Below are 21,625 nucleotides of genomic sequence, written 5' to 3' on the forward strand. Positions count from 1 at the left end.
GGCCCTACGGCTTCGGCCAGTTGTCGGTGTTCTCCTGGTGGGGCCGCAGTGGCCGGATTACCGTTGAAGCGGGCGGTCGCCGTACGGGCACGGGCGTCGTCGTCCGCTCGCCCATCCCTGAGATCCCCCGCGCGGGGGATCGCGAGAGGAGAACCCATGTCGCTCGACGTCTCACCGGCCCTCCTGGAGCAGGCCGAGCGAGGCGAGGTCGACGAAGCAGCGTTCGTCGACTGCGTCCGGACCTCCCTGCCCTACGCATGGGACATGATCAGCTCCCTGGTGGACCGGCTCTCGGCCGAAGGCGGCGAGTTCGCCGACAACCGTACGCCCCCGCCGGACGAGCAGGCGCGCGGCCAGCTGCTGCGCGCGCTGGCGAGTGACGCGATCCGCGGTGCGCTGCAGCGCCACTTCGGGGTGCGCCTGGCGTTCCAGAACTGCCACCGGGTGGCGGTCTTCCCGGTGGCCCCCGCGGCGGACGAGCGCCTGGCCCGCTTCACCTCGATCAGGGGCCAGCTGCTGAACCAGTCTCCGGAGCTCCGCGACTGCTGACGCGTTCCGTGCTGCCGCTCCGGGCGCGGGGAGGTGCGAACGAAGGGGAGCGGCAGCTCCGGCGGGGCGGCCCCGCGAGCGGCTCAGCCGAGCAGGGGCAGCACGTCCGAGCCCAGCCTGCGGAGGTTCTCCTCGGTGCCGGCGAGATCCCCGGAACCCTCGGCCAGGAGCGCGAAGCGGCGGATGCCCGTGCGCTCGGCCGTGGCCGACAGCCGGTCGGCGCACAGCCGGGGCGGGCCCACCGGATGCAGCGCGCAGAGCAGTTCCGTGTACGCCAGCGGATCCCGCATCCGGCGCTGCCGCCCGTCGACCGTCACATGCGCGGAGAGCCCGTGGTGGAACCAGCCCGGCATCGCCTTCAGCAGTGTCTCCGCCGCCTCCTCCCGCCGGTCCCCGACCTGGACGACGCCCGCCGCCACATGACCGGCCGCCGCGATCTCCTCCGGTGAACGCCCCGCCTCTCGCGCGTACTTGCGCCACAGGGTCACCATCTCCGCCTTCTCCTCGTCCGTGCTGTGCATCCCGAGCAGCATCGGCAGCCCGTGCCCGGCCGCCAGCCGGACGCTCGCGGGCGAGGTGCAGGCGACGATCACCCCCGGGCCGGTGGAGTCCCCGTCCGTGTCCAGGAGTTCGTCGGGGCGCGGTACGACCGGGACCTCCCGGAAGGAGAACCGTTCCCCGGCCGAGCCGACCCGGGGCTCCCGCAGCCATCGCATCAGCAATTCGAGCGATTCCGGGAACCCCTCTTCGTACGCCCCCAGGCCTGAGTTGAACACCTCCAGGTCGACCCACGGCCCGCCCCGGCCGACGCCCAGCACGAACCGGCCGCCCGAGGTGAGGTGGAGCAGCGCCGCCTGCTCGCCCAGCGCCACGGGGTGGGTGGTGGGCAGCACACTCACAGCCGTGCCGACCTTGATCGAGCGGGTGCGGCCGAGCAGCAGGGCGGCCAGGGTGACCGCCGACGGGCACACCCCGTACGGCACGAAGTGGTGTTCCGCCAGCCAGACCGCGTCCAGCCCCGCCTCCTCGGCGACCTCGGCCGAGCGGACCGCCCGGTACAGCGCCTCGCCGTGCCCCTGGCCAGGGAACTGGGCGGCGAGGACAAACGTTCCTACGCGCATCGCTCTTGTACCTCCTAGCGACCGACGCGGTATCCCCCTGGTGGCAATAACGGCTGACACGTGCCGAAGGTACGGCTGCGCGTGAAGTTTTCATGATGATCGGAGCACAAGCGCCATAGTGCCGGGGGTACTCCGGGCCGGGCCGGTGACCATGGCGCGTACGCTGGTCACGACCCGTAGCCCACGACCTGCCGAGGTGCCCTGTGTCCCCGCGCCGAAACCGCCCGCGAGGCGGCGCCGCCAGCCAGAGCCCGCTCCCGCGCGACGAGAGCGGCATGCGGTACGGGCTGGAGAGCACGGAGAACTGGCAGGGCGAGGAGTGGGCGGTCCGCGCCGTCGGCGGCGGCGCGGCCGCCAAGCACTACCGCTGCCCGGGCTGCGACCAGGAGATCCCGCCCGGGGTGCCGCACCTGGTCGCCTGGCCGCGCTTCGGGGCCGGCGTCGACGACCGGCGGCACTGGCACAAGGCGTGCTGGAACGCGAGAGACCGCCGGAGCGCGCGGCTCCAGCGGTCTCGTAACGCGCCGCGGTACTGAGGGCTACGCGTCCCGCTTGGCCAGGGAGAGGTAGGCGCCGCCGAGGGCGACGCCGGTCACCAGCGTCATGATCCACAGCGGGTCCCAGCCGCTCGGTCCGTCGCCGGCCGAGACGTCGTAGAAGACGCCCAGCTGGTTGGGGATCGAGTAGAGCAGCAGCCACGACCGCAGCTCGGTCAGATCCGAAACCCCCAGGAACATCGCCAGCACCAGCGGCATCATCACCACGGCGAGCATCACGGCGATCGCCCCGGCGGAGTGGCGCAGCATCGCCCCGACGGCGAGCGCGAGCACCCCGACCAGCGACATGAACACGCTCACCCCGACCGTCGCCTTCAGCCACTGCCCGGCGGTCGGCACGGCGCCGAGACGGCCGGCGATCCCCTCGGTGGCCACGGCCACCAGCGTCGTCGCGACCGTGGTGGTCACGAACGTGAGCAGGAAGAACACGATCGCCTTGGCCGTGAGCACCCGCGCCCGGTCCGGGCAGGCGGTCAGCGTGGTGCGGATCAGGCCCGTGCCGTACTCGGACGACATGGTGAGCACGCCGAGCGTGATGACGCAGATGAGGGAGAGCATCGTGCCGTAGATGCCGAGGATGAGGACGGGCATCCGCTCGGTCTGCGTGGCCGCCGTGGAGTCCGTCGCGCTGACGACGAACGCGGCGAGCAGCCCTATCCCCACGACGAGCAGCACCATGGACCCGAGCGTCCACACCGTCGACCGGATCGACCGGATCTTCGTCCACTCGGCGGCGATGGCGTCGGCGAGGGTGGCCTTCCGGATCGGGATCGGCGACACGTAGCCCCCGAGGGGCGCCTGGCCGGGCCAGGGCGTCTGCCCCTGGGGGGCGGGCTGGGCGGGTACGGCCGCGTCCTGGGCGGGCACCGGCTGCGGCTGGGGGAGCGCGGGCGTGGGCTGGGACTGGGGAGTGCTCATCGGGCGTCCTCGCTGTCGCGCTTGGTCGGGTCGGCGGGGGCCGGCGCGGCGTCGGCCGCCGCGTACCGGTTCGGGCGTTCGCCCGGGAGGACCGGGTAGGCCTGTTCCGCCCAGCCCTCGTGGAGCCGCTGCGCGGGCGGCTGCGACGGCGGCTGCGCCGGCGGGGCCTGGAAGCCCGAGCGCTGGTCCGCCGTCGAGCGGTAGTCGACCGCGCCCTGCGTCATCCGCATGTACGCCTCCTCCAGGGAGGCCTGGTGCGGGGAGAGCTCCCAGAGACGGACGTCCGCGCCGTGCGCGACGTCGCTGACGCGGGGGAGCGGCAGACCGGTCACGCGCAGGGCGCCGTCCGGCTCCGGCAGGACCTGCGCCCCCGCCGCGACCAGCGCGTCCTTCAGCCGGTCGCGGGCCTCGCGGTCGTCGTCGGGCGTGCGGACGCGCGCGAAGTCGGCGGAGTTCGCGGCGATGAAGTCCTTGACGCTCATGTCCGCCATGAGCTGCCCGCGCCCGATGACGATCAGGTGGTCGGCCGTCAGCGCCATCTCGCTCATCAGGTGCGAGGAGACGAAGACCGTGCGGCCCTCCGCCGCCAGCCGCTTCATGAGGTTGCGGACCCAGAGGATGCCCTCGGGGTCGAGGCCGTTGACGGGCTCGTCGAAGAGCAGCACCTGCGGGTCGCCGAGCAGCGCGGCGGCGATGCCGAGGCGCTGCCCCATGCCGAGGGAGAAGCCGCCGGACCGCTTCCGTGCCACGTCCTGGAGGCCGACCACGCCGAGGACCTCGTCCACGCGGCGGGCCGGGATGCCCGCGAGCTGGGCGAGGGACAGCAGGTGGTGGCGGGCGCTGCGGCCTCCGTGCACGGCCTTCGCGTCGAGGAGGGCGCCGACCTGGCGCGGGGCGTTCGGCAGCTCGTGGAAGGGGTGCCCGGCGATCGTGACGTGTCCGGAGGTCGGCCGGTCCAGGCCGAGGATCATGCGCATCGTCGTCGACTTGCCGGAGCCGTTGGGGCCAAGGAACCCGGTGACGGCGCCCGGCCGCACCTGGAACGTCAGGTTGTGCACGGCCGTCTTGGCGCCGTAGCGCTTTGTCAGGCCGACTGCCTCGATCATTCTTCGCCCCTCGGCGCTTCGACGTGCTTCGGTTCGTGCGTGTTTCGGTTCGTTCGACTTTGTACAAGCGCAAAGCCCTCGTAAAGGTTAGGAGGATAGACGAGACGTTGACGGTTCCCGGTGTGCCGGGCGTTACAGCGGGCGCAGGTCACCGTAGGTGAGGGCGCCCGGTGCGGCGGGGTCGTACGGCGGGAGGCCCACCGTCCGCTCGACCCAGCCCTCCTCGGCGAGGATCCGGGTGCCCTCCTCGCCGCGCTGCGGGTCCGCCGCCGCGCGCTCGACCCAGTCGCGGGGGCCGGGCCCCAGCAGCGCGCGGAGCCGGGCCGAGCCCGCGAGCAGCGTGGCGAGCAGCGCGCCCTGATCGCCACCGCCGGGCCGGGGCGGCCCGCCGCCGGGCGGGCCGGTGAGGACGCCCCATTTGCTGACGTACACATACGCGCCCCGCAGCCGCTCCCCGGACGGCAGGGTCACGGGGAAGCGGTCGCCCGGCAGCAGGATCCGCCGGTAGTTGAACTCCGTGGCGTCGACGACCGCCAGCTGCCGGCCGTCCAGCCAGCCGGCGACCAGCGTGGTCCGGGCCCCGGGGGCGGCGTAGGGCGCGGCGGCCACATAGCCGTACCGCCCGATGTGCCCCGAGCAGCCGACGGCGACGCCACCCACCCGCACCGGCACCAGCGGCACCACGGCGGACAGGCCGGTGGCGGCGAACTTGTGGGCCAGCTGGGCGGGGGAGGCGTTGGAGCCGACGGCCAGCACCGGGTGACGGCGGTCGGCGGACTCCCGGCCGAGGGCGGCCAGGGCGGGGTCGAGAGGAGGCCCGTCCGTCCCGTCCAGGCGCCAGTCGCCCAGCGGTACGGGCCCGGGCGTGAGCGGCAGCAGCTCCGGGCCGGTGAGCAGGGCGGGCCCGGTGGCAGGCCGGCCGGGGTAGGTCAGCGGGCGCAGCGAGGGGACGACGTCCAGCCCGAGTGCCCGCAGGGTCCACCGCGTCATAGGCCGATGCCCTCCGTGTTCCGTACGCCCGCAGGCCGCCACCGGGTGGGAAGAGGCTCCCCCGTCCCGTGCGGCCCCGAAACCGGCGGCACGCGTGCCCGTCCGGCGGAGGACTACGCGTCGCGCCGGCTCAGCACCGCGTAGCCGCCGATCAGTGCCGCGACCACCCACAGCACCATGATCGCGAAGCCGCCCCACGGCCCGTACGGCGTGTCGCTGCCGACCGTGACCACCTGCATCACCTTCTGCCCGGCCTGGTCCGGCAGGTACTGCCCGACCTTCTTCGTCGCCGAGACATTGCCGAGGATCGCGGAGATCAGGAAGAAGAACGGCATGAGGATGCCCAGCGAGAGCATCGGGCTGCGCAGCATCGTCGCGACGCCCATCGAGAAGACGGCGATCAGCGTCATATAGAGGCCGCCGCCGATCACCGCGCGCGGTACTCCGGGATCGCCCAGCGTGGCGCCGTAGTCGCCGAGCATCGCCTGGCCGACGAAGAACGCCACAAAGCTCGTGATCATGCCGACCACGAATGCGAGCAGCGCCGCGACGGCGATCTTGCTGAAGAGAAACGTGGCGCGCTGGGGAACGGCGGCGAGCGAGGTACGGATCATTCCCGTGCTGTATTCATTCGCCACCACGAGCACCCCGAAAACGATCAATGCGAGCTGACCGAGGCCCATCCCGGCGAAGCTGATGAACGTCGGATCGAAAGCGATCTTGTCTTTGGGTGACAGATTGCCGAAGTCCTTCTTGGTGAGCGCGCTGATCAACGCGCCGAGCGCGACCGTCACCACGATCGCGAGGCCGAGCGTCCACACCGTGGAGCGGACGGATCTGATCTTCGTCCATTCCGACCGGAGGGCCTGCGTCACCACCGCCATGGTTCAGGATCCCTTCTTCCGCCAGTCGGCTCCCCAGCCCGCGCCGGGCCCCGCCGGCGATTCCGCCGGGGATTCCGGCGGGCGGTGGTTCTCATGGGCGTGGTACTCCACAGACCCGGCCGTCAGCCGCATGAACGCCTCCTCCAGCGAGGCCGAGCGCGGGCTCAGCTCGTGGAGGGTGATCCGGTGCCGAGCCGCCAGCTCGCCCAGGTGCGCCGCGTCCTCGCCCTCGACCTCCAGCGCGCCCTCCTCGCCGGGCGTGACGTCGATCCCGGCGCCGCGCAGGATCTCCCGCAGCCGCTCCTGCTCCGGGGAGCGCATCCGGACGTAGGAGCGGGAGTTCTCCTTGATGAAGTCGGTCATGCTCGTGTCGGCGAGCAGCTTGCCCTGGCCGATGACGACCAGGTGATCGGCGGTCAGCGCCATCTCGCTCATCAGGTGGGAGGAGACGAAGACCGTACGACCCTGGGTGGCGAGGCTCTTCATCAGATTGCGGATCCAGTGGATGCCCTCGGGGTCCAGCCCGTTGACCGGCTCGTCGAACATCAGGATCCGCGGATCGCCCAGCAGCGCCGCCGCGATGCCCAGCCGCTGGCCCATGCCCAGCGAGAACCCCTTGGTCCGCTTTTTGGCCACCGAGGTGAGGCCGACCGTGTCCAGGACCTCCCGCACCCGCGCCTTGGGGATGCCGTTGCTCTGCGCCAGGCACAGCAGATGGTTGTAGGCGCTACGACCGCCGTGCATGGCCTTGGCGTCCAGCAGGGCGCCCACGACCCGCAGCGGGTCGCGCAGTTCCCGATAGTGCCGGCCGTCGATACGGACCGTGCCGCTCGACGGATTGTCCAGGTCGAGCATCATCCGCATGGTCGTCGACTTGCCCGCGCCATTGGGCCCCAGAAAGCCCGTGACGATGCCGGGCCGGACCGTGAACGTGAGGTGGTCGACGGCACGGACGTCGCCGTAGTGCTTGGTCAGCCCCTCGAGCTCGATCATTCAGCCACGGTAAGGGCGCCCGGCGGGCCCCGCCACCGGTGGCTCCGCACACGACGCGCCCCGTGCCACCGGCGGGCGGCACAGGGCGCGCTGAGCACAGGGTCCCCCGACAGCGTGCGTCATACAGCGTGCGTGAAGCGGCAAAGCGATGGAGCGGTACGTGATCAGCGGCTCTGCTGGGCCGGCACGCCCCGGCTGATCGGCTCGTCGTCGCCGGGGACGCCGGCCGCGGCCACCGCCGCGCCCGTCAGCGTGGCCAGCATCTCGCGGACGTTGGTCAGCTGGGCGTTGATGCTGTCGCGGCGGTTGGTGAGCGCCGCCAGCTCCCGCTCGGACTCGCTGCGGATACGGTCCGCCTTGGCGTTGGCGTCGGCCACGATGTCCTCGGCCTGGCGCTGGGCCGTCTCCACCGTCTGGCGCGCCCGGCGCTCCGCGTCCGTGCGCAGCTTCTCCGCCTCCAGGCGCAGCTGCTCGGCGCGGTGCTCGATCTCCGCCAGCCGCTTCTCCGCCTTGGCCTGGCGGGAGGCGAGGTCGCGCTCGGACTGCTCACGGCGCTTGGCGAGGTTGGTCTCGAAGTCGGCGGCGGCCTGGGCGGCCTTGGCGCGGGTCTCCTCGAAGAGCGCGTCGGCCTCCTCCCGCTTGGACTGCGCGTCCTTCTGCGCCTCGCTGCGCAGCTGGGCGGCGTCGCCCTTCGCCTTCTCGACGATCCGGGCGCCCTCGTCCTCCGCCTTCGCCTTGCGGTCCGCGGCGAACGACTCGGCGTCGTTGCGCACCTGCTGGGCGGCCGACTCGGCCAGCTCGCGGTGCTGCTCGGCGGCGCGCCGGGCCTCCTCACGCAGATCCTTGGCCTCTTCCTCGGCCAGCCGGAGGATCTTCTCGACGCGCGCGCCGAGCCCCGCGTACGAAGGCTCCGCGTCATTGATCTGTGCCTGAGCGTTCTGCGTCTCGAGGTGGAGCTCCTCGATGCGCTTTTCCAGAGAGGTGATCCGGGCCAGTGCGCTGTCACGGTCCGCTACGAGCTTCGTAATGCGGTCGTCCACCTGGCCGCGGTCGTATCCACGCCGCACCAACTCGAAGCCGAAGGGGGAGGAAGTGTCGCTCATGGGGTTCCTGTCATTGGAGAACCGGTGAGGTGATAGAGGAATCCTAGGGGCGTGAGCGGCGTGTCATCCGGCGGATGGTTTAAGACAGTTGGGGAATCCGGAAAATGACCCCTCGATTGAGTGGCTACTTTCGGTCCTGCTTGCCACCCGATCGAGTAGCTCCGGCACCGGCCGTCGCCTTCACCCCACCGTCCTTGGAGCCGCCCGCCCCCGGGGACTCAAATGATTCCAACGCCTCCAACACGTCCTGGACACGGGAAATCTCCTGCTGAATGTCCTCGCGCCGGCGGACGAGCACCTCCAACTCCCGCTTTCCTTCCTCCAGAAGGCGCGCGGCCTCCTCCTGAGCCTCGGTGCGCAGGCGCTCGGCGTCGCGTACGGCGGCGGTCTTCTTCTGCTCCGCTTCCTTGATCAGCGCGTCCGCCTTCTTCACGGCGGTGATCCGCACCTTGCTGGCCTCGCTCTGGGCGTCCGAGAGCAGCTTCTCCGCCTTCTCCTCGGCGTTCGCCAGCTGCTCGGTCGCGGCCGCGACGAGCTTGTCGCAGCGCTCGCCCGCCGACTGCATCGCCTCGGCGGCCTCCCGGCGCGCCCGCTCGTGGAGCTTCTCGACCTCGCTCTCGATCCGGCCGCGCAGCTCGTCGGCACGGTCCCTTATGGCCGTGGCGTCGCCACGGGCCTCGGCGAGCATCGTGTTGGCGTCCGTACGGGCCTGCTCCACCAGCGTGTTGCCCTCGGCGGTGGCCTCCTGGACGATCCGGTCGGCCTCCTTGCGGGCCGCGCCGACCATGGCGTCGGCCTGCTCCTCGGCCGCGGTGGCCGCCAGCACGGCCTCCTCCTGGGCCTTGGCGACCAGCGCGTCCGCCTGCTCGGCGGCGTCCGCGAGCCGCTTGGCGCCCGCGTCCCGCGCCTGGTCCACCGTCCGCTCGCCCTCGGCCCGCGCCTCGGCACGCAGCCGCTCGGCCTCCTGGACCGCGTCCGCCTTGATCCGCGCGGAGTCCGCACGGGTGCTGTTGGCGTTCTCCTGGGCGGCCGCCAGCGCCTCGGCGGCCTCGGCGGCCATCCGCTCGGCCTCCGCCGTGGCCTCGGCGATCAGCGCGTCGGCCTGCTCGGCGGCCTCCGCGCGGCGGGTGTTCGCGTCCCGGCGGGCCTCGTCGGTGGTCCGGGTCGCCTCGGCACGGGCGTTCTCCAGCGCCGCGTCGGCGTCGCCGCGCAGCCGGTCGGCCTCCGCGTTCGCCTCGGAGACGACGCGGTCGGCCTGCTCGACGGCCTCGGCGATGTGGGCGTCGGCGGCCTTCTCGGCCTCCTCGACCGTGCGGGCGGCCTCGGCGGCCATCTTCTCCGCCTCGGCCGTGGCCTCGGCGATCAGCTTGTCCGCCTGCTCGGCCGCCTCCGCCCGGCGGGCGTTCGCGGCCTGGCGGGCCTCGTCCACGATCCGGTCGGCGTCGTCCTGCGCGGAGGACGTCAGCTCGGCCGCCTCGTTGATGATCCGCTCGGCCTCCGCCCGGCCCTCGCCACGGATCTTGTTGGCGTCCTCGCGGGCCTCGGCGCGCGTCCGGGCCGCGTCCTGCTCCGCCGACGCCAGGGCGTCGGAGGCGTCGGTGCGCATCTGCTGCGCCTTCGCGGACGCGTCCGCGACCAGCCGCTCGGCCTCCGCCGTCGCCTTGGCGACCACGGCGTCCGCCCGCTCGTCCGCCTTGGCCTTGGTCTCGGCCGCGGCGGCCCGCAGCCGCTCCGCCTCCGCCGCCGCCTCGGCCCGCTCGGCGTCGGCGGCCTCACGGGCCTCCTCGAGCGTCCGCGTGGCCTCGTCCGCCAGCTTCTCCGCCTCGGCGACGGCCTCGGAGATCAGCTCGTCGGCCTGGAGCGCGGCCTCCGCCCGGCGGGCGTTCGCCGCCTCCCGGGCCTCGTCGACCGTGCGGGCGGCCTCGGCGCGCAGCCGGTCGGCGTCCGCCTCGGCCTCCGCGCGGTGGGCCTCGGCCGCCTCCCGCGCCTGCTCCTCGAAACGGGCCGCCTCAGCGCGCGCCGCCTCGACCATCTCGGCCGCCTCGGCGATCAGCCGGTCCGCGTCCGCCGCCGCCTCGGCCCGGTGGACCTCCGCGGCCTTGCGGGCCTCCTCGACCGTACGGGCGGCCTCGGCGGCCATCTTCTCCGCCTCGGCCGTGGCCTCGGCGATCAGCTTGTCCGCCTGCCCGGCGGCCTCGGCACGGCGCTTGTTGGCCGCCTCCCGGGCCTCGTCGACCATGCGGGCGGCCTCGGCGCGCAGCCGGTCGGCGTCCGCCTCGGCCTCCGCGCGGTGGGCGTCCGCCGCCTCCCGCGCCCGCTCCTCGAAGCGGACGGCGTCGGCCTTCGCCGTCTCCGTCAGCTCCGCGGCCTCGGCGACGATCTTCTCGGCCTCGGCGGTCGCCTCGGCGATCAGCTCGTCGGCCTGCAGGGCCGCCTCGGTGCGCCGGCCGTTGGCCGCCTCGCGCGCCTCGTCCAGGGCGCGCGTGGCCTCCGTGGCCATCTTCTCCGCCTCGGCGATGGCCTCGGCGATGAGCTCGTCCGCCTGCTCGGCGGCCTCGGAGCGCCGCTTGTTCGCGGCCTCCCGGGCCTCGTCCAGGGCCCGCGACGCCTCGGCCGACAGCCGCTCGGCCTCGGCCCGCACCTCGTCCGCGGCGGCCTTGGCCTCGCTGCGCGTCCGGGCCGCGTCCTCATCCGCGCGCTCCCGCTCGGCGTAGGCGTCGGCACGGACCCGGTCCGCCTCGATCTGGGCGTCCGTGACGGTCCGTTCGGCGTTGTGCTCGGCCGCCGAACGCAGCCCGGCGATCTCCTCCTCGGCCTGCTCGTGCAGCCCGGCCACGGACTCCCGTACCTGCTGGGCGGTCTGCTCGGCGGCGGCCACGAGCTCGGCCGCCCGCGCCTCCGCCTCCTCGACCAGGCGCCGGCCCTCCTCCTGCGCCTCGGCGACCCGCTTGCGCGCCGAGGCCAGCAGCTCCTCGCTCTGCTCGTGCGCCGCCTCGCGCTCGGTGCGCGCCTCCGTACGGGCGTCACCGAGGAGCTCCTCGGCCTCCCGGCGCCGCCGGGCGGCCTCCTCCTGCGCGGCGGCCAGCGCCTCGGCGGCCTCCGCGGCCGTCCGCTCGGCCGCGGCGTTCGCCTCGGCGCGCAGGCGGTCGGCGGTCTCCTGCGCCTCCGTGCGCAGCCGCTCGGCCTCGGCCTCCGCCTCCTCGCGCAGCCGCGCGCCCGCGGCCTCGCCCTCGGCGCGGGTCTCCGCCGCCTCCGCCGTCGCCTCGGCGCGCAGCCGCTCGGCGTCGGCCTCGGCCTGGCCGCCGATCGTCCGGGCCCGCTCCGCGGCCTCCGTACGCTGCCGCTCGGCCTCCTCGGCGGCCTCCCGGCGCAGCTTCTCCGCCTCCGCGCGCGCCTCGCGCAGGGCGGTCTCCGCCGCCTCCACGCGCTGCTCGGCCTCGCTGCGCAGCCGCTCCAGCTCGGCGGCGGCCTCCTCGGCCCGTGCCCGGGCCGCGCGCTCGGCCTCCTCGCGCATCGCCTTCGCCGCCTCGGCGGCCTCGGAACGGACGCGCTCGGCGTGGTCCTCGGCCTCCTCGGCCATCTCCTCGGCCTCGGCGCGGGCCCGCTCCAGGGCCTCCTCGGCCTGCTTGCGCAGCGTCGCGGCGCGCTCGGCCGCCTCCGCCCGCGTCTTCTCGCTCTCGGCGGCCGCGCCGCCCCGGGTCTCCTCGGCGTCCGCCTTGGCCTTGCCCAGCAGCTCCTCGGCCGTCTTCGCGGCCTCCTCGATCTGCTGCAGCGCCTCACGGCGCGCCTCGCCGCGGATCCGCTCGCCCTCGGCGACCGCGTCCGCCCGCAGCTGCTCGGCCTCGGCCCGCAGCCGGCGGGCCTCCTCCTGGAGCTCGGCGGTCTTCTTGCGGTACTCGGCGGTGTCGTCCTTCGCCTCGCCCTTGAGCTGCTCGGCCGTGTCGGCCGCCTGCGCCCGCAGCCGCTCGGCCTCGGACTCCGCCTCCTTGCGGATGCGCTCGGCCTCGGCGGCCGCGGCCTTCGTCGCCGCCTGGGCGTCCTCCGTGGCCTTGGCCAGCACCTCCTCGGCCGTCCGGGCGGCCTTGGCCAGCGCGGCGGCGGAGTCCTCGGCGACGGCGCTGCGCGCCTCCGCGGCCGCCTCCGTGCGCAGCCGCTCCGCCTCGGCGACGGCGTCGGCGCGCAGCTGCTCGGCCTCGGCCCGCAGCGCCTCCGACTCCTTCGTCGCCTCGCTCACCAGCCGGGCGATCTCCGCCCGCGCCGTGCGCGTGCGCTGCTCGTTGTCCGTCTCGGCGGCGGTCAGCCGCTGGGACGCGGCCTCCTTCGCCTCCGTGACGAGCTTCTCCGCCTCGGCCCGCGCCTCGCGCAGGGCCGTGTCGGCCTCCTGGATCCGCGCCTCGGCGGTACGCGTCAGCTCGGCCGCGGAGGTCCGGGCCTGGTCGGCCTCGGCCGTCGTGGCGCTGCGCAGCTGCTCGGCGTGGGTGGCGGCCTCCTGCGCCTGCGTGGAGGCGGCCGTCAGCAGCCGCTCGGCGTCCGTGCGCGCCCGGCGCAGGATCGCCTCGGCCTCCGCACGGGCCTCCTCGGCCGCCGCCCCGAGCCGGCCGCTGGCCTGCTCGGTCAGCCGCTGGGCCTCGGCGCGCGCGGCGGCCAGCGCGGCCTCCGCCTCCGCCCGGGACTCGTCCAGCAGCCGGCGGGCCTGCGCCTCGGTACGGGCCCGCAGCTGCTCGGCCCAGGCCACGTTCTCGTTGACGTGCGACTCGACGGTGCGCCGACGCTCGTTCAGCTCCTCGTCCAGGCGCTGCCGACGGGCCACCGCCTCGGCGTGGAGCTCCGCCTCCATCCGCGCCTGGCGCTCGGCCTGCTCCTGGAGCAGCCGCTGCGTCTGCGCCCGCGCCTCGCGCACCTCGCGCTCGGCGTCGCTGCGCAGCTGCTCGGCCTGGATCTGGGCGTTGCGGAGCAGTTGTTCGGCCTGATAGCCGATGTCCGCCGAGTCATAGGCGGGACGGTGGGCGAGATTGCGGCGCGCCTCATGGAGCTTGGCGCGCAGAACCTCGACCTGGTAGCCGAGGTCGTCGGCGTGCTGGACCGCCTTCTCCCGCTCCGTCTTCAGCCGCTTCATCTCGGCCTCGAACTGCGAGAGGTGGTCGGCTTCCTCCAGCTGACTCTCCTGGCGCTCGTAGCCCCGCACAGCGCGGTCCATCCGTCCCCTGTATCGCGTCGGCGGCCGGCCCCGTACTGCGTCGGTGGTGAACCCGGAGCCCGCCCTTCCGAAGAAATGGTGTCAGATCATCGGTACAGCCCGGCCCGGGACCCATGGGTGAACCCGTGGTACCCCGGCCGAACCTGCACTCTACCGGCCGGGGCAGGGAAGGGTCAGTGCTCCTTGTGTGCGGAAGGTGCCGAGGTGACCAGTTCTGTCAGCACGCCGTGGCAGTCCTTGGGGTGGAGGAAAGTGATGCGGGAACCCATGGATCCGGTGCGCGGCTCGTCGTAGAGGACCCGTACGCCCTTGTCCCGGACGGCGGCCGCGTCGGCGTCCACGTCGGCGGTGCCGAACGCGATGTGGTGGACGCCCTCGCCGTTCTTCGCGAGCCACTTGCCGACGGGGGAGTCCTCCCGGGTGGGCTGGAGGAGCTGGAGGTAGGAGGCGCCGCCGTCCGACGTCCCATTGATTCTCAGCATCGCCTCGCGCACGCCCTGCTCCTCGTTGACCTCGGTGTGGGACACCTCGAAGCCGTACGTGGCACGGTAGAACTCGACAGTCTTGTCGAGGTCGAAGCAGGCGATCCCGATGTGGTCGATTCGCGTCAGCATGCGTCCAGTGCACCGCCGCACGCCCGGTTACGCAACGTGCGCGCGATCACACCTTCCGCCCGGTGACCGGGCGGCGTACCGCTCAGTACATTGACGGCAACGACCGTTAACTTCCCTCTCCGCTCGAAGGGGCCGCGCCCATGTCTGGTACGCACGGAAAATCCGGTACGACCTCGGTCATCGTGGCGGGTGCCCGTACACCGATGGGCCGCCTGCTGGGCTCGCTGCGCAGCTTCTCCGGTGCCGAGCTGGGCGCCTTCGCCATCAAGGCCGCCCTCGACCGGGCCGGGATAGGGGGTGACCAGGTCCAGTACGTGATCATGGGCCAGGTGCTCCAGGCCGGCGCGGGCCAGATCCCCGCCCGCCAGGCCGCCGTCAAGGCCGGCATCCCCATGTCCGTCCCGGCGCTGACCATCAACAAGGTCTGCCTCTCCGGGCTCGACGCCATCGCCCTGGCCGACCAGCTCATCCGCGCGGGCGAGTTCGACGTCGTCGTGGCCGGCGGCCAGGAGTCCATGACCAACGCGCCGCACCTGCTCCCCAAGTCCCGCGAGGGCTACAAGTACGGGGCGATCGAGATGCTCGACGCCATGGCCCACGACGGCCTCACGGACGCCTTCGAGAACATCGCGATGGGCGAGTCCACCGAGAAGCACAACACCCGCCTGGGCATCGGCCGCCCCGAGCAGGACGAGATCTCCGCCCTCTCCCACCAGCGCGCCGCCGCCGCCCAGAAGAACGGCCTCTTCGACGCCGAGATCACCCCCGTGGAGATCCCCCAGCGCAAGGGCGACCCGGTCCTCTTCAACAAGGACGAGGGCATCCGCGCCGAGACCACCGCCGAGTCGCTGGGCAAGCTGCGCCCCGCGTTCGCCAAGGACGGCACGATCACGGCCGGTTCGGCCTCGCAGATCTCCGACGGCGCCGCCGCCGTGGTCGTGATGAGCAAGGCCAAGGCCGAGGAGCTGGGCCTCCACTGGATCGCCGAGATCGGCGCCCACGGCAATGTCGCCGGCCCCGACAACTCCCTCCAGTCCCAGCCGTCCAACGCCATCCGGCACGCCCTGCGCAAGGAGGGCCTCGGCGTCGACGACCTCGACCTGATCGAGATCAACGAGGCCTTCGCGGCGGTCTCCGTGCAGTCCATGAAGGATCTGGGCGTATCCCCTGAAAAGGTGAACGTCAACGGCGGAGCGATCGCGCTCGGCCACCCCATCGGCATGTCCGGCGCCCGGATCGTGCTCCACCTCGCGCTGGAGCTCAAGCGCCGGGGCGGCGGTGTGGGCGCCGCCGCGCTGTGCGGCGGCGGCGGTCAGGGCGACGCCCTGATCCTCCGCGTGCCGGGCAACAACAAGTGAGGTAGGCCCGAGACGGGTACCCCGAGGAGGAAGCCCTGATGGTGGACGTCCCCGCACTGGTCGAGCAGGCCCGGGAAGGGCGGCCGCGCGCCGTGGCCCGGCTGATCTCCCTGGTGGAGGGGGCGTCCCCGCAGCTCCGCGAGGTCATGGCGGCCCTCGCCCCGCTGACCGGCGGCGCGTACGTGGTGGGCCTGACGGGCTCCCCGGGCGTCGGCAAGTCCACGTCGACGTCCGCGCTGGTGAGCGCGTACCGCCGGCAGGGCAGGCGGGTGGGCGTCCTCGCCGTGGACCCCTCCTCGCCGTTCTCCGGCGGCGCGCTGCTGGGCGACCGCGTCCGGATGTCCGAGCACGCGTCCGACCCCGGCGTCTACATCCGCTCCATGGCCACCCGTGGCCACTTGGGCGGCCTCGCCTGGGCCGCCCCGCAGGCCATCCGCGTCCTGGACGCGGCGGGGTGCGACGTGATCCTGGTGGAGACGGTGGGCGTCGGCCAGTCGGAGGTGGAGATCGCCTCCCAGGCGGATACATCCGTGGTGCTCCTCGCCCCGGGGATGGGCGACGGCATCCAGGCCGCCAAGGCGGGCATCCTCGAGATCGGCGACGTCTACGTGGTCAACAAGGCCGACCGCGACGGCGCCGACGCCACGGCCCGCGAGCTCAACCACATGCTGGGCCTGGGCGAGGCCCGCACCCCGGGCGACTGGCGGCCCCCGATCGTGAAGACCGTCGCCGCGCGGAACGAGGGCACGGACGAGTTCGTCGCGGCGCTGGAGAAGCACCACGCGTGGATGGCGGAGCGGGACGTCCTCGCGGAGCGCCGGCTCCGCCGCGCCGCCCACGAGATCGAGACCATCGCCGTCACGGCGCTGCGCGAGCGCATCGGCGACCTGCGGGGCGACCGGCGTCTGGGTGCGCTCGCGGAACGGGTGGTCGGCGGGACGCTGGACCCGTACGCGGCGGCGGACGAACTGGTGGCGGGGCTGACGACGGGATGACGGTGGCGGGCTGACGGGGGGCGGGCTGACGGCGGCGAGTTGACAGCGCGGGCCTCCCCTCTCCGCCCGGAGAGCGTGAGATCCGCGCTGCCGACCCGCCCGCCGACTACTTGGCGCGCGTGGTGCGCAGGTGCTTCGCGACCGGCGCCAGGGACTCGTGGAGCGCCTTGAGCTCCTCCGGCGACAGCAGGTCGATGAAGTGCTCGCGCACCGACGCCACATGGTGCGGGGCGACCTCGCGCATGGTCTTCCAGCCGTGGTCGGTGAGGACCGCGAAGAGGCCGCGACGGTCGGACTCGCAGTTCACGCGGCGGACCAGGCCCGCGTTCTCCATGCGGGTGATCTGGTGGGAGAGGCGGCTCTTCGACTGGAGCGTGGCGGTCGCGAGATCGCTCATCCGCATCCGGTGGTCCTTCGACTCCGAGAGGTTGACCAGGATCTCGTAGTCGTTGTTGGTGAGGCCGAACGGCTGGAGATCCCGTTCGAGCTGGTGCATCAGCAGCCGGCTCACGTACAGGTGGGCACGCCAGGCGGCCTGCTCCTCGTCGCTGAGCCAGCGGGTGCCGTTCTCGGTGTCCATAGAGGGAGTCTACCTAAGAAGTTGAAAGATTAACTAATGAAGGTGCGGTGCGCGCAAGCGGTATGGCAGGTCGTGTGTTCGACCCGTCACACTCCGCAGGGTACCGCTCACAGCCCGAAGCGGCGCTGGAGGTCGCCCAGCTGGCCTGGCAAACGCGGGGACATTGACTGATTCCCGGAGGTTCCGTGCGGCACGCCCGCCTCGTCCGGCGGGCCCTCGCCGGTGGCGATGTCGGCCATCAGCTGCTCGGTGGACTGGAGCAGCACCGTGCCCGCGCCGACGAACTCGAACTGGTGCTCCTCGCCGGACGCGCCGCCCAGCCCCGTCAGCCTTCGGACACCGCCCATGACGCCCTTGAGGTACTGGTGGTCGTAGTGGTGACAGGGGGACGGGCAGTCGGCCCAGCCCACCAGGGCCTGCGGGTCGACGCGGACCGGGGGCTCGACGAAGACGACCGGGCCGTTGGACGCGGCCACGAACTTCCCCGTGCCGATCAGGGTGAGGAAGCCCGGGATGATCGACTGCTTGAGCGAGAGCGAGGGCTCGAAGGCCAGCAGGTTGCCGGAGCGAACGGTGAGGTTGCCGTCCTCGAGGTCGTAGGAGTTGACGTCGAAGGAGCGGTCCGCGAGGAGCATCTTGCCGTGGCCCTCGGCGACGACCCAGTCCGCCGCGTGGAGGGGGGAGTGGAAGCTGCCGGCGATCAGCCGGTCCAGGGGGCCGTGGCCGATGCCATGGAAGTTGATCTGCCCGTAGTAGGCGATCATCTTCCCCTTCTGCAGGAACCACTGCCCCTTGAGGTCGACGCTGAAGGTGTAGGGGTTGACGTTGTCGTTGCTCGGGAGCGTCGACGCGTCGTGGATGACGGGGCCGGTCACAGCTTCTCCTCCGACGCCTGGACGTACACCGTGCCGTGGCCCGACAGCTCGAGCCGGAAGGCCTCGCCGCTGCCGCGGCCGACGACCTCGCGCCAGCCGAGCGCGGCCGACAGCTTGTTGCGGACGTCACCGCGGTGGGCGACATAGGCCTGCGGGTCGACGACGACCGGCCGGCCGGCGGTGATCGGCAGCTCGATGAAGCCGCCGTGGGCCATCACGGCGACCGCGCCGTGCCCCTTGAGGGTGGTGGTGAACAGGCCCTGCCCGGTCACCTGGCCGCGCACCATGCCCATCACGCCGCCCTGGGACCCCATGAACATCGTGCCCTGCTGGAGCGTGCCGTCGAAGGCGAGCAGCCGGTCGGCCTCGACGTAGAGGGTGTCGCCGGTGAGCTCGATGACGTGGACGTGGTGCCCGCCGTGGCCGAACATGACCGTGCCGCTGCCCTCCACGGACATCAGCGGCGTGGCCTCGTTGGCGATCCGGCGGCCGATCATCCCCATGACGCCGCCCTGGCCGCCGGTGATGCTGGGGGTGAAGGAGACGTCGCCCTTGTAGGCGAGCATCGCGCCGCGCTGGCTGAACAGCCGCTGCCCGGGGACCACCTGGGCCTCGACCATGCGTGAGTTGAGAAGCCGGAAGGGCATCAGAGGTCACCCCCGATGGTGTTGCGCTCGCTGGGCTGGACGTAGACGAGCCCGTCGCCCTCGAAGCGGATCTGGAACGCCTCGCCGGAGCCCTCGCCGATGAAGGTGCGGAAATTGACGCCCGACTGGAAGTGCTGCTTGAGCCGGCCGGTGTGCGCGATGTACGCGCCCGGGTCGACCTGGAGGGGCGTCTGCGGGGTCACGCGCAGCACGATCGCCGTGCCGTCGGAGAGGATCGCCGCCTGGCCGGTGCCCTCCACGGTGGTCGTGAACAGGCCGTTGCCCTGCGAGGCGCCGCGCAGGCCGGTGAACGTCGTGCCGGTGCGCAGGGCGGAGTCGGTGCACAGGAGGTTGCTCGACTCCACGTAGAGCGTCTCCCCGCGCAGCGCGACCAGATTGATCTCGCTCGCCCGGTCGGCGAAGTAGCAGGTGCCGTGTCCCTTCACCTCCATGACTTCCATCTGCTCGCCGGTGAGCCGGCGCGTGACCATGCCACGCAGGCCGTCACCGCCGCCCGTCATCTTCTTGAATGCCATCTCGCCCTCGTACGCGACCATCGAGCCGTTCTTGGCCTTGACCGCGTCCCCCGTCATGTCGACGGCGAGGACTTTGCTCCCGTGGAGCCGAAACTGAGCCACGCCCAGACGCTAGCGGGCGGACATACGGCTCCAACAGGCCCCATGGCCCTCGGAACGCCCGGAACGGACCCGGAGCCGGTGATCCGTTGCGGTACTGCGACAATGGAGCGGCTTGTGAACGCCATCACAAGCTGTGACCGTCCCGCCACTAGCGACCGAAGGTGTGCCCCGTGGACCTCAAGACCGTCTCCGCCCTGCGTCGGCTCCGCCTGGTGTCGGTGCCGGAGGGTGTTTCCTTCCTGCTCCTGATGCTCTGCTCGGTGCTCAAGCGGACCACCGACTTCAACGCGGTGCCGGTGATGGGCGCGATCCACGGCATCCTCTTCATCATCTACGTCGTCTTCTGGATCGACGCCTGGTCCCGCACCAAGTGGGAGCTGAAGACCGCCGCCCTCTACTTCGTCCTCTCCGTCCTGCCGACCGGCGGCTTCTTCGCCGACCGCATGCTCCGCCGCGAGGCCGAGGCCACGGTCATCGCGGCGCGCGCCCGCAAGGAGGGTGTGGTCAACGCATGATCGTCGCCTTCTCCGTGTCGCCGCTCGGTGTCGGCGAGGACGTCGGCGAATACGTCGCCGACGCGGTGCGCGTGGTCCGCGAGTCCGGGCTGCCCAACCGTACGGACGCGATGTTCACGTCCGTCGAGGGCGAGTGGGACGAGGTCATGGACGTCGTCAAGCGCGCCGTGGCCGCGGTCGAGGCCCGCTGCGGGCGCGTCTCGCTCGTCCTCAAGGCCGACATCCGGCCGGGAGTGACGGACGGACTGACGTCGAAGGTCGAGACGGTGGAGCGGTACCTGTCGTCCTGACGGCCGGGCCCTCTGCCTACTGGGCGCCCTTCCCTGTGCGGGGGAGGGCGCTTCCGTTTTCCGGGCGGGCGGATGCGGCGCCGGTAGAGTCGCCACGTGGTTCTCGTCGGCCCCAAGCCCGATATGACCCCGCTGCGCAGAGCGGCTGACGCCGCCGAGGCGGCCACCGGCCTGCGGGCCGAGATCATCCGAGGCGTCGTGATGATGTCGCGCACGCGCACGGGCAAGCAGGCGGGAATCGTCAACAATCTCTACGACCAGTTGCGGTTGACGCTGCCTGGGCGTCTGAGCGCCTTCCAGGTGGCCTCGGTCCCCATGCCCGGCGATCCGGACGACTACACCACCCCGGACCTGCTGGTGTGCGACGCGGGCTTCGGGGACTCCGACGACTGGCTGACGGACCCGGGTGACGTCGAGCTCGTGGTGGAGGTGGTGTCCAAGGGCAACAGCACCAAGGACACCCGGGACCTGGTCGGCTGGTACGCCGACGCGGGGATTCCCGCCTACCTGCTCATCGACCCGCGCGACGGCAGCTGGACCCTGTACACCCTGCCTCGGGACGGCGAGTTCCAAGCGAGGAGGCACGGCCTTTACGGCGAGGACGTCGAGCTGTCCGCTCTCGGAGCGAAGATCGTCACCGAGGGCTTGCCGCGCTACGACAAGTGAGGCCGGGCAGCACCCCCCAGCAACGCCGTCCCCAACGGAGTGCGCTCGTACAGCACGCGGTGCCCCTCGCGCCGCGACGTCAGCAGGCCCGCGTCGCGGAGGACGCGGAGGTGGGCGGAGACCGAGGAGAGGGCGAGGCCGTGGCGGTCGGCGAGGGTGGTGGTGGAGGCGGGCTCGTCGAGGGTGGTGAGGAGGGCGGCACGGTTGGGGCCGAGGAGGCGGGCGAGGGCGTCGTCGGAGGCCGCCGGGGGCGGGGTGTGCCAGAGGCCGCCGATGCCGCGCGCCGGGTAGACCAGCGTCGCCTGCCACGGCGGGTCGAAGCCGCCGATCACCTCCGGCCACGTGAAGACGCTGGGGACGAGCATCAGGCCCCGCCCGCCCAGCCGGCGGCTGTGGTGCCCGGGCCGGCGGATCGTCAGGGTGTCGTCCGCCCAGGTCAGCGAGGGGTGGAGGTCGGCGAAGAGGCGCTCCAGGCCGCCCTCGGCCAGGCGCCGCGCGTGGAAGACCACGTCCGCCTCCAGCAGCGCGCGCAGCCTCGGCCAGTCCGGGGCGAGGACGGTGTGCCACGCCCGTTCCAGCGCCGCCGTCAGTTCCCGCACCGCGCCCGCCGGGTCGGCCAGCATCACCCGGCCCCGCGCCGAGTCCGCCGCGCCCGGTGTCTCGCCCAGCGAACGGGCGAGCTCCTCGCGCGCCTGGTCCGGGGCGGTGGCCCGTACGCGCGCCAGTTCGTCCTCGAACGAGTCCAGCGGACCGCTCGGTGGAGGGCACAGGAAATCCGGGTGATAGCCCCGGTCCGGGACCACCAAGGACAGCCAGGAGACGTCCAGCGACGCCAACGGCTCCCGCATCCGCCGCAGCCACGGCAGGTGGTACACGTGCCGGCGCGGCCGCAGCAGCGTGTAGAGCGCCTGGTGGGTCTCCCACAGCGGGGAGATGCCGAACCGGCAGCGCAACAGGTCGTCCGCCTCGAAGCGCATGTGGAACGGCACGCCAAGATCCTTTCTTTCGGCTGAGGCCGAAAGACTAGAG

21 protein-coding genes are annotated in these 21,625 nt (G+C 72.7%); 7 read left to right on the forward strand and 14 right to left on the reverse strand.

Annotation, left to right across the window (positions count from 1 at the left end):
- The first annotated feature begins 156 nt into the window (after positions 1-156).
- Positions 157-549 (forward strand): SCO5389 family protein, encoded by a 393-nt coding sequence (locus tag EKH77_RS22335; protein ID WP_126916102.1) that lies wholly within the window; start codon positions 157-159, stop codon positions 547-549.
- Positions 550-632: 83 nt separating this feature from the next.
- On the opposite strand, the gene EKH77_RS22340 is transcribed toward EKH77_RS22335, so the two are convergent.
- Positions 633-1,670: an LLM class flavin-dependent oxidoreductase gene (locus EKH77_RS22340; protein ID WP_126916103.1), complete on the reverse strand. Its 1,038-nt coding sequence runs from the start codon at positions 1,668-1,670 to the stop codon at positions 633-635.
- A gap of 203 nt (positions 1,671-1,873) precedes the next feature.
- On the opposite strand from EKH77_RS22340, the gene EKH77_RS22345 reads away from it, so the two are divergent.
- Complete coding sequence (locus tag EKH77_RS22345) at positions 1,874-2,206, forward strand: ATP/GTP-binding protein (protein WP_126916104.1); 333 nt, start codon at positions 1,874-1,876, stop codon at positions 2,204-2,206.
- A gap of 3 nt (positions 2,207-2,209) precedes the next feature.
- On the opposite strand, the gene EKH77_RS22350 is transcribed toward EKH77_RS22345, so the two are convergent.
- The 8 genes from EKH77_RS22350 to mce all read right to left on the reverse strand — a co-directional run bounded on the left by EKH77_RS22350 (position 2,210) and on the right by mce (position 14,032).
- Positions 2,210-3,145, reverse strand: coding sequence for an ABC transporter permease (locus EKH77_RS22350; protein WP_126916105.1), 936 nt, complete (start codon positions 3,143-3,145; stop codon positions 2,210-2,212).
- On the reverse strand, positions 3,142-4,251 hold the full coding sequence (locus EKH77_RS22355) for an ABC transporter ATP-binding protein (protein ID WP_126916106.1): 1,110 nt from the start codon (positions 4,249-4,251) through the stop codon (positions 3,142-3,144). Before EKH77_RS22355 ends, EKH77_RS22350 begins: the two co-directional genes overlap by 4 nt.
- Positions 4,252-4,383: 132 nt before the next feature.
- Positions 4,384-5,241 carry a hypothetical protein gene (locus EKH77_RS22360; protein WP_126916107.1) on the reverse strand — a complete coding sequence of 286 codons (858 nt, stop codon included), beginning with the start codon at positions 5,239-5,241 and terminating at the stop codon, positions 4,384-4,386.
- A 113-nt stretch (positions 5,242-5,354) separates the two neighbouring features.
- Positions 5,355-6,125, reverse strand: a complete 771-nt coding sequence (locus tag EKH77_RS22365; RefSeq protein ID WP_126916108.1) for an ABC transporter permease — start codon at positions 6,123-6,125, stop codon at positions 5,355-5,357.
- A 3-nt stretch (positions 6,126-6,128) separates the two neighbouring features.
- Positions 6,129-7,118, reverse strand: coding sequence for an ABC transporter ATP-binding protein (locus tag EKH77_RS22370; RefSeq protein ID WP_126916109.1), 990 nt, complete (start codon positions 7,116-7,118; stop codon positions 6,129-6,131).
- Positions 7,119-7,282: 164 nt separating this feature from the next.
- Positions 7,283-8,221 carry a cellulose-binding protein gene (locus EKH77_RS22375; RefSeq protein WP_086568306.1) on the reverse strand — a complete coding sequence of 313 codons (939 nt, stop codon included), beginning with the start codon at positions 8,219-8,221 and terminating at the stop codon, positions 7,283-7,285.
- A 124-nt stretch (positions 8,222-8,345) separates the two neighbouring features.
- Positions 8,346-13,418 (reverse strand): polarized growth protein Scy, encoded by a 5,073-nt coding sequence (scy, locus tag EKH77_RS22380; protein WP_276319237.1) that lies wholly within the window; start codon positions 13,416-13,418, stop codon positions 8,346-8,348.
- A 173-nt stretch (positions 13,419-13,591) separates the two neighbouring features.
- Entirely contained in the window at positions 13,592-14,032 is a 441-nt protein-coding gene (gene mce, locus EKH77_RS22385) for a methylmalonyl-CoA epimerase (protein ID WP_126916110.1), read from the reverse strand.
- Positions 14,033-14,172: 140 nt separating this feature from the next.
- On the opposite strand from mce, the gene EKH77_RS22390 reads away from it, so the two are divergent.
- Both EKH77_RS22390 and meaB read left to right on the forward strand, forming a co-directional pair.
- Positions 14,173-15,390 (forward strand): acetyl-CoA C-acetyltransferase, encoded by a 1,218-nt coding sequence (locus tag EKH77_RS22390; protein ID WP_126916111.1) that lies wholly within the window; start codon positions 14,173-14,175, stop codon positions 15,388-15,390.
- A 38-nt stretch (positions 15,391-15,428) separates the two neighbouring features.
- Positions 15,429-16,385 carry a methylmalonyl Co-A mutase-associated GTPase MeaB gene (gene meaB / locus EKH77_RS22395; protein ID WP_126916112.1) on the forward strand — a complete coding sequence of 319 codons (957 nt, stop codon included), beginning with the start codon at positions 15,429-15,431 and terminating at the stop codon, positions 16,383-16,385.
- A gap of 106 nt (positions 16,386-16,491) precedes the next feature.
- Here meaB and EKH77_RS22400 read toward each other — a convergent pair whose 3' ends face one another.
- From EKH77_RS22400 to EKH77_RS22415, 4 genes are all read right to left on the reverse strand, one after another.
- The gene (locus EKH77_RS22400; protein ID WP_126916113.1) at positions 16,492-16,965 is read right to left on the reverse strand and encodes a MarR family winged helix-turn-helix transcriptional regulator; all 474 of its coding nucleotides are present in this window, start codon (positions 16,963-16,965) and stop codon (positions 16,492-16,494) included.
- Positions 16,966-17,072: 107 nt separating this feature from the next.
- Positions 17,073-17,840 carry an AIM24 family protein gene (locus EKH77_RS22405; protein WP_126916114.1) on the reverse strand — a complete coding sequence of 256 codons (768 nt, stop codon included), beginning with the start codon at positions 17,838-17,840 and terminating at the stop codon, positions 17,073-17,075.
- Positions 17,837-18,487: an AIM24 family protein gene (locus EKH77_RS22410; RefSeq protein WP_126916115.1), complete on the reverse strand. Its 651-nt coding sequence runs from the start codon at positions 18,485-18,487 to the stop codon at positions 17,837-17,839. Before EKH77_RS22410 ends, EKH77_RS22405 begins: the two co-directional genes overlap by 4 nt.
- Positions 18,487-19,125, reverse strand: coding sequence for an AIM24 family protein (locus tag EKH77_RS22415; protein WP_206279900.1), 639 nt, complete (start codon positions 19,123-19,125; stop codon positions 18,487-18,489). Before EKH77_RS22415 ends, EKH77_RS22410 begins: the two co-directional genes overlap by 1 nt.
- Positions 19,126-19,295: 170 nt before the next feature.
- On the opposite strand from EKH77_RS22415, the gene EKH77_RS22420 reads away from it, so the two are divergent.
- The 3 genes from EKH77_RS22420 (at position 19,296) to EKH77_RS22430 (ending at position 20,596) form a co-directional block, all read left to right on the forward strand.
- Entirely contained in the window at positions 19,296-19,640 is a 345-nt protein-coding gene (locus EKH77_RS22420) for a DUF3817 domain-containing protein (RefSeq protein WP_126916117.1), read from the forward strand.
- Positions 19,637-19,930 (forward strand): MTH1187 family thiamine-binding protein, encoded by a 294-nt coding sequence (locus EKH77_RS22425; RefSeq protein WP_126916118.1) that lies wholly within the window; start codon positions 19,637-19,639, stop codon positions 19,928-19,930. The genes EKH77_RS22420 and EKH77_RS22425 overlap by 4 nt, the downstream gene beginning before the upstream one ends.
- 96 nt (positions 19,931-20,026) lie before the next feature.
- Complete coding sequence (locus EKH77_RS22430; RefSeq protein WP_240667482.1) at positions 20,027-20,596, forward strand: Uma2 family endonuclease; 570 nt, start codon at positions 20,027-20,029, stop codon at positions 20,594-20,596.
- Here EKH77_RS22430 and EKH77_RS22435 read toward each other — a convergent pair.
- Positions 20,584-21,585: an ArsR/SmtB family transcription factor gene (locus tag EKH77_RS22435; RefSeq protein WP_126916119.1), complete on the reverse strand. Its 1,002-nt coding sequence runs from the start codon at positions 21,583-21,585 to the stop codon at positions 20,584-20,586. The genes EKH77_RS22430 and EKH77_RS22435 overlap by 13 nt on opposite strands.
- Positions 21,586-21,625 lie beyond the last annotated feature (40 nt).

Source organism: Streptomyces luteoverticillatus, from assembly GCF_003970715.1.
GTDB lineage: Bacteria > Actinomycetota > Actinomycetes > Streptomycetales > Streptomycetaceae > Streptomyces > Streptomyces abikoensis.

What these genes read in the sequence shown, in the direction of transcription:
- EKH77_RS22390 (WP_126916111.1), top strand. Translation starts at nt 14,173, where the DNA reads ATGTCTGGTACGCACGGAAAATCCGGTACGACCTCGGTCATCGTGGCG.
- EKH77_RS22355 (WP_126916106.1), bottom strand. Translation starts at nt 4,251, where the DNA reads ATGATCGAGGCAGTCGGCCTGACAAAGCGCTACGGCGCCAAGACGGCC.
- EKH77_RS22375 (WP_086568306.1), bottom strand. Translation starts at nt 8,221, where the DNA reads ATGAGCGACACTTCCTCCCCCTTCGGCTTCGAGTTGGTGCGGCGTGGA.
- EKH77_RS22400 (WP_126916113.1), bottom strand. Translation starts at nt 16,965, where the DNA reads ATGGACACCGAGAACGGCACCCGCTGGCTCAGCGACGAGGAGCAGGCC.
- EKH77_RS22365 (WP_126916108.1), bottom strand. Translation starts at nt 6,125, where the DNA reads ATGGCGGTGGTGACGCAGGCCCTCCGGTCGGAATGGACGAAGATCAGA.
- scy (WP_276319237.1), bottom strand. Translation starts at nt 13,418, where the DNA reads ATGGACCGCGCTGTGCGGGGCTACGAGCGCCAGGAGAGTCAGCTGGAG.
- EKH77_RS22350 (WP_126916105.1), bottom strand. Translation starts at nt 3,145, where the DNA reads ATGAGCACTCCCCAGTCCCAGCCCACGCCCGCGCTCCCCCAGCCGCAG.
- EKH77_RS22370 (WP_126916109.1), bottom strand. Translation starts at nt 7,118, where the DNA reads ATGATCGAGCTCGAGGGGCTGACCAAGCACTACGGCGACGTCCGTGCC.
- EKH77_RS22410 (WP_126916115.1), bottom strand. Translation starts at nt 18,487, where the DNA reads ATGCCCTTCCGGCTTCTCAACTCACGCATGGTCGAGGCCCAGGTGGTC.
- EKH77_RS22360 (WP_126916107.1), bottom strand. Translation starts at nt 5,241, where the DNA reads ATGACGCGGTGGACCCTGCGGGCACTCGGGCTGGACGTCGTCCCCTCG.
- EKH77_RS22340 (WP_126916103.1), bottom strand. Translation starts at nt 1,670, where the DNA reads ATGCGCGTAGGAACGTTTGTCCTCGCCGCCCAGTTCCCTGGCCAGGGG.
- EKH77_RS22425 (WP_126916118.1), top strand. Translation starts at nt 19,637, where the DNA reads ATGATCGTCGCCTTCTCCGTGTCGCCGCTCGGTGTCGGCGAGGACGTC.
- meaB (WP_126916112.1), top strand. Translation starts at nt 15,429, where the DNA reads ATGGTGGACGTCCCCGCACTGGTCGAGCAGGCCCGGGAAGGGCGGCCG.
- EKH77_RS22335 (WP_126916102.1), top strand. Translation starts at nt 157, where the DNA reads ATGTCGCTCGACGTCTCACCGGCCCTCCTGGAGCAGGCCGAGCGAGGC.
- mce (WP_126916110.1), bottom strand. Translation starts at nt 14,032, where the DNA reads ATGCTGACGCGAATCGACCACATCGGGATCGCCTGCTTCGACCTCGAC.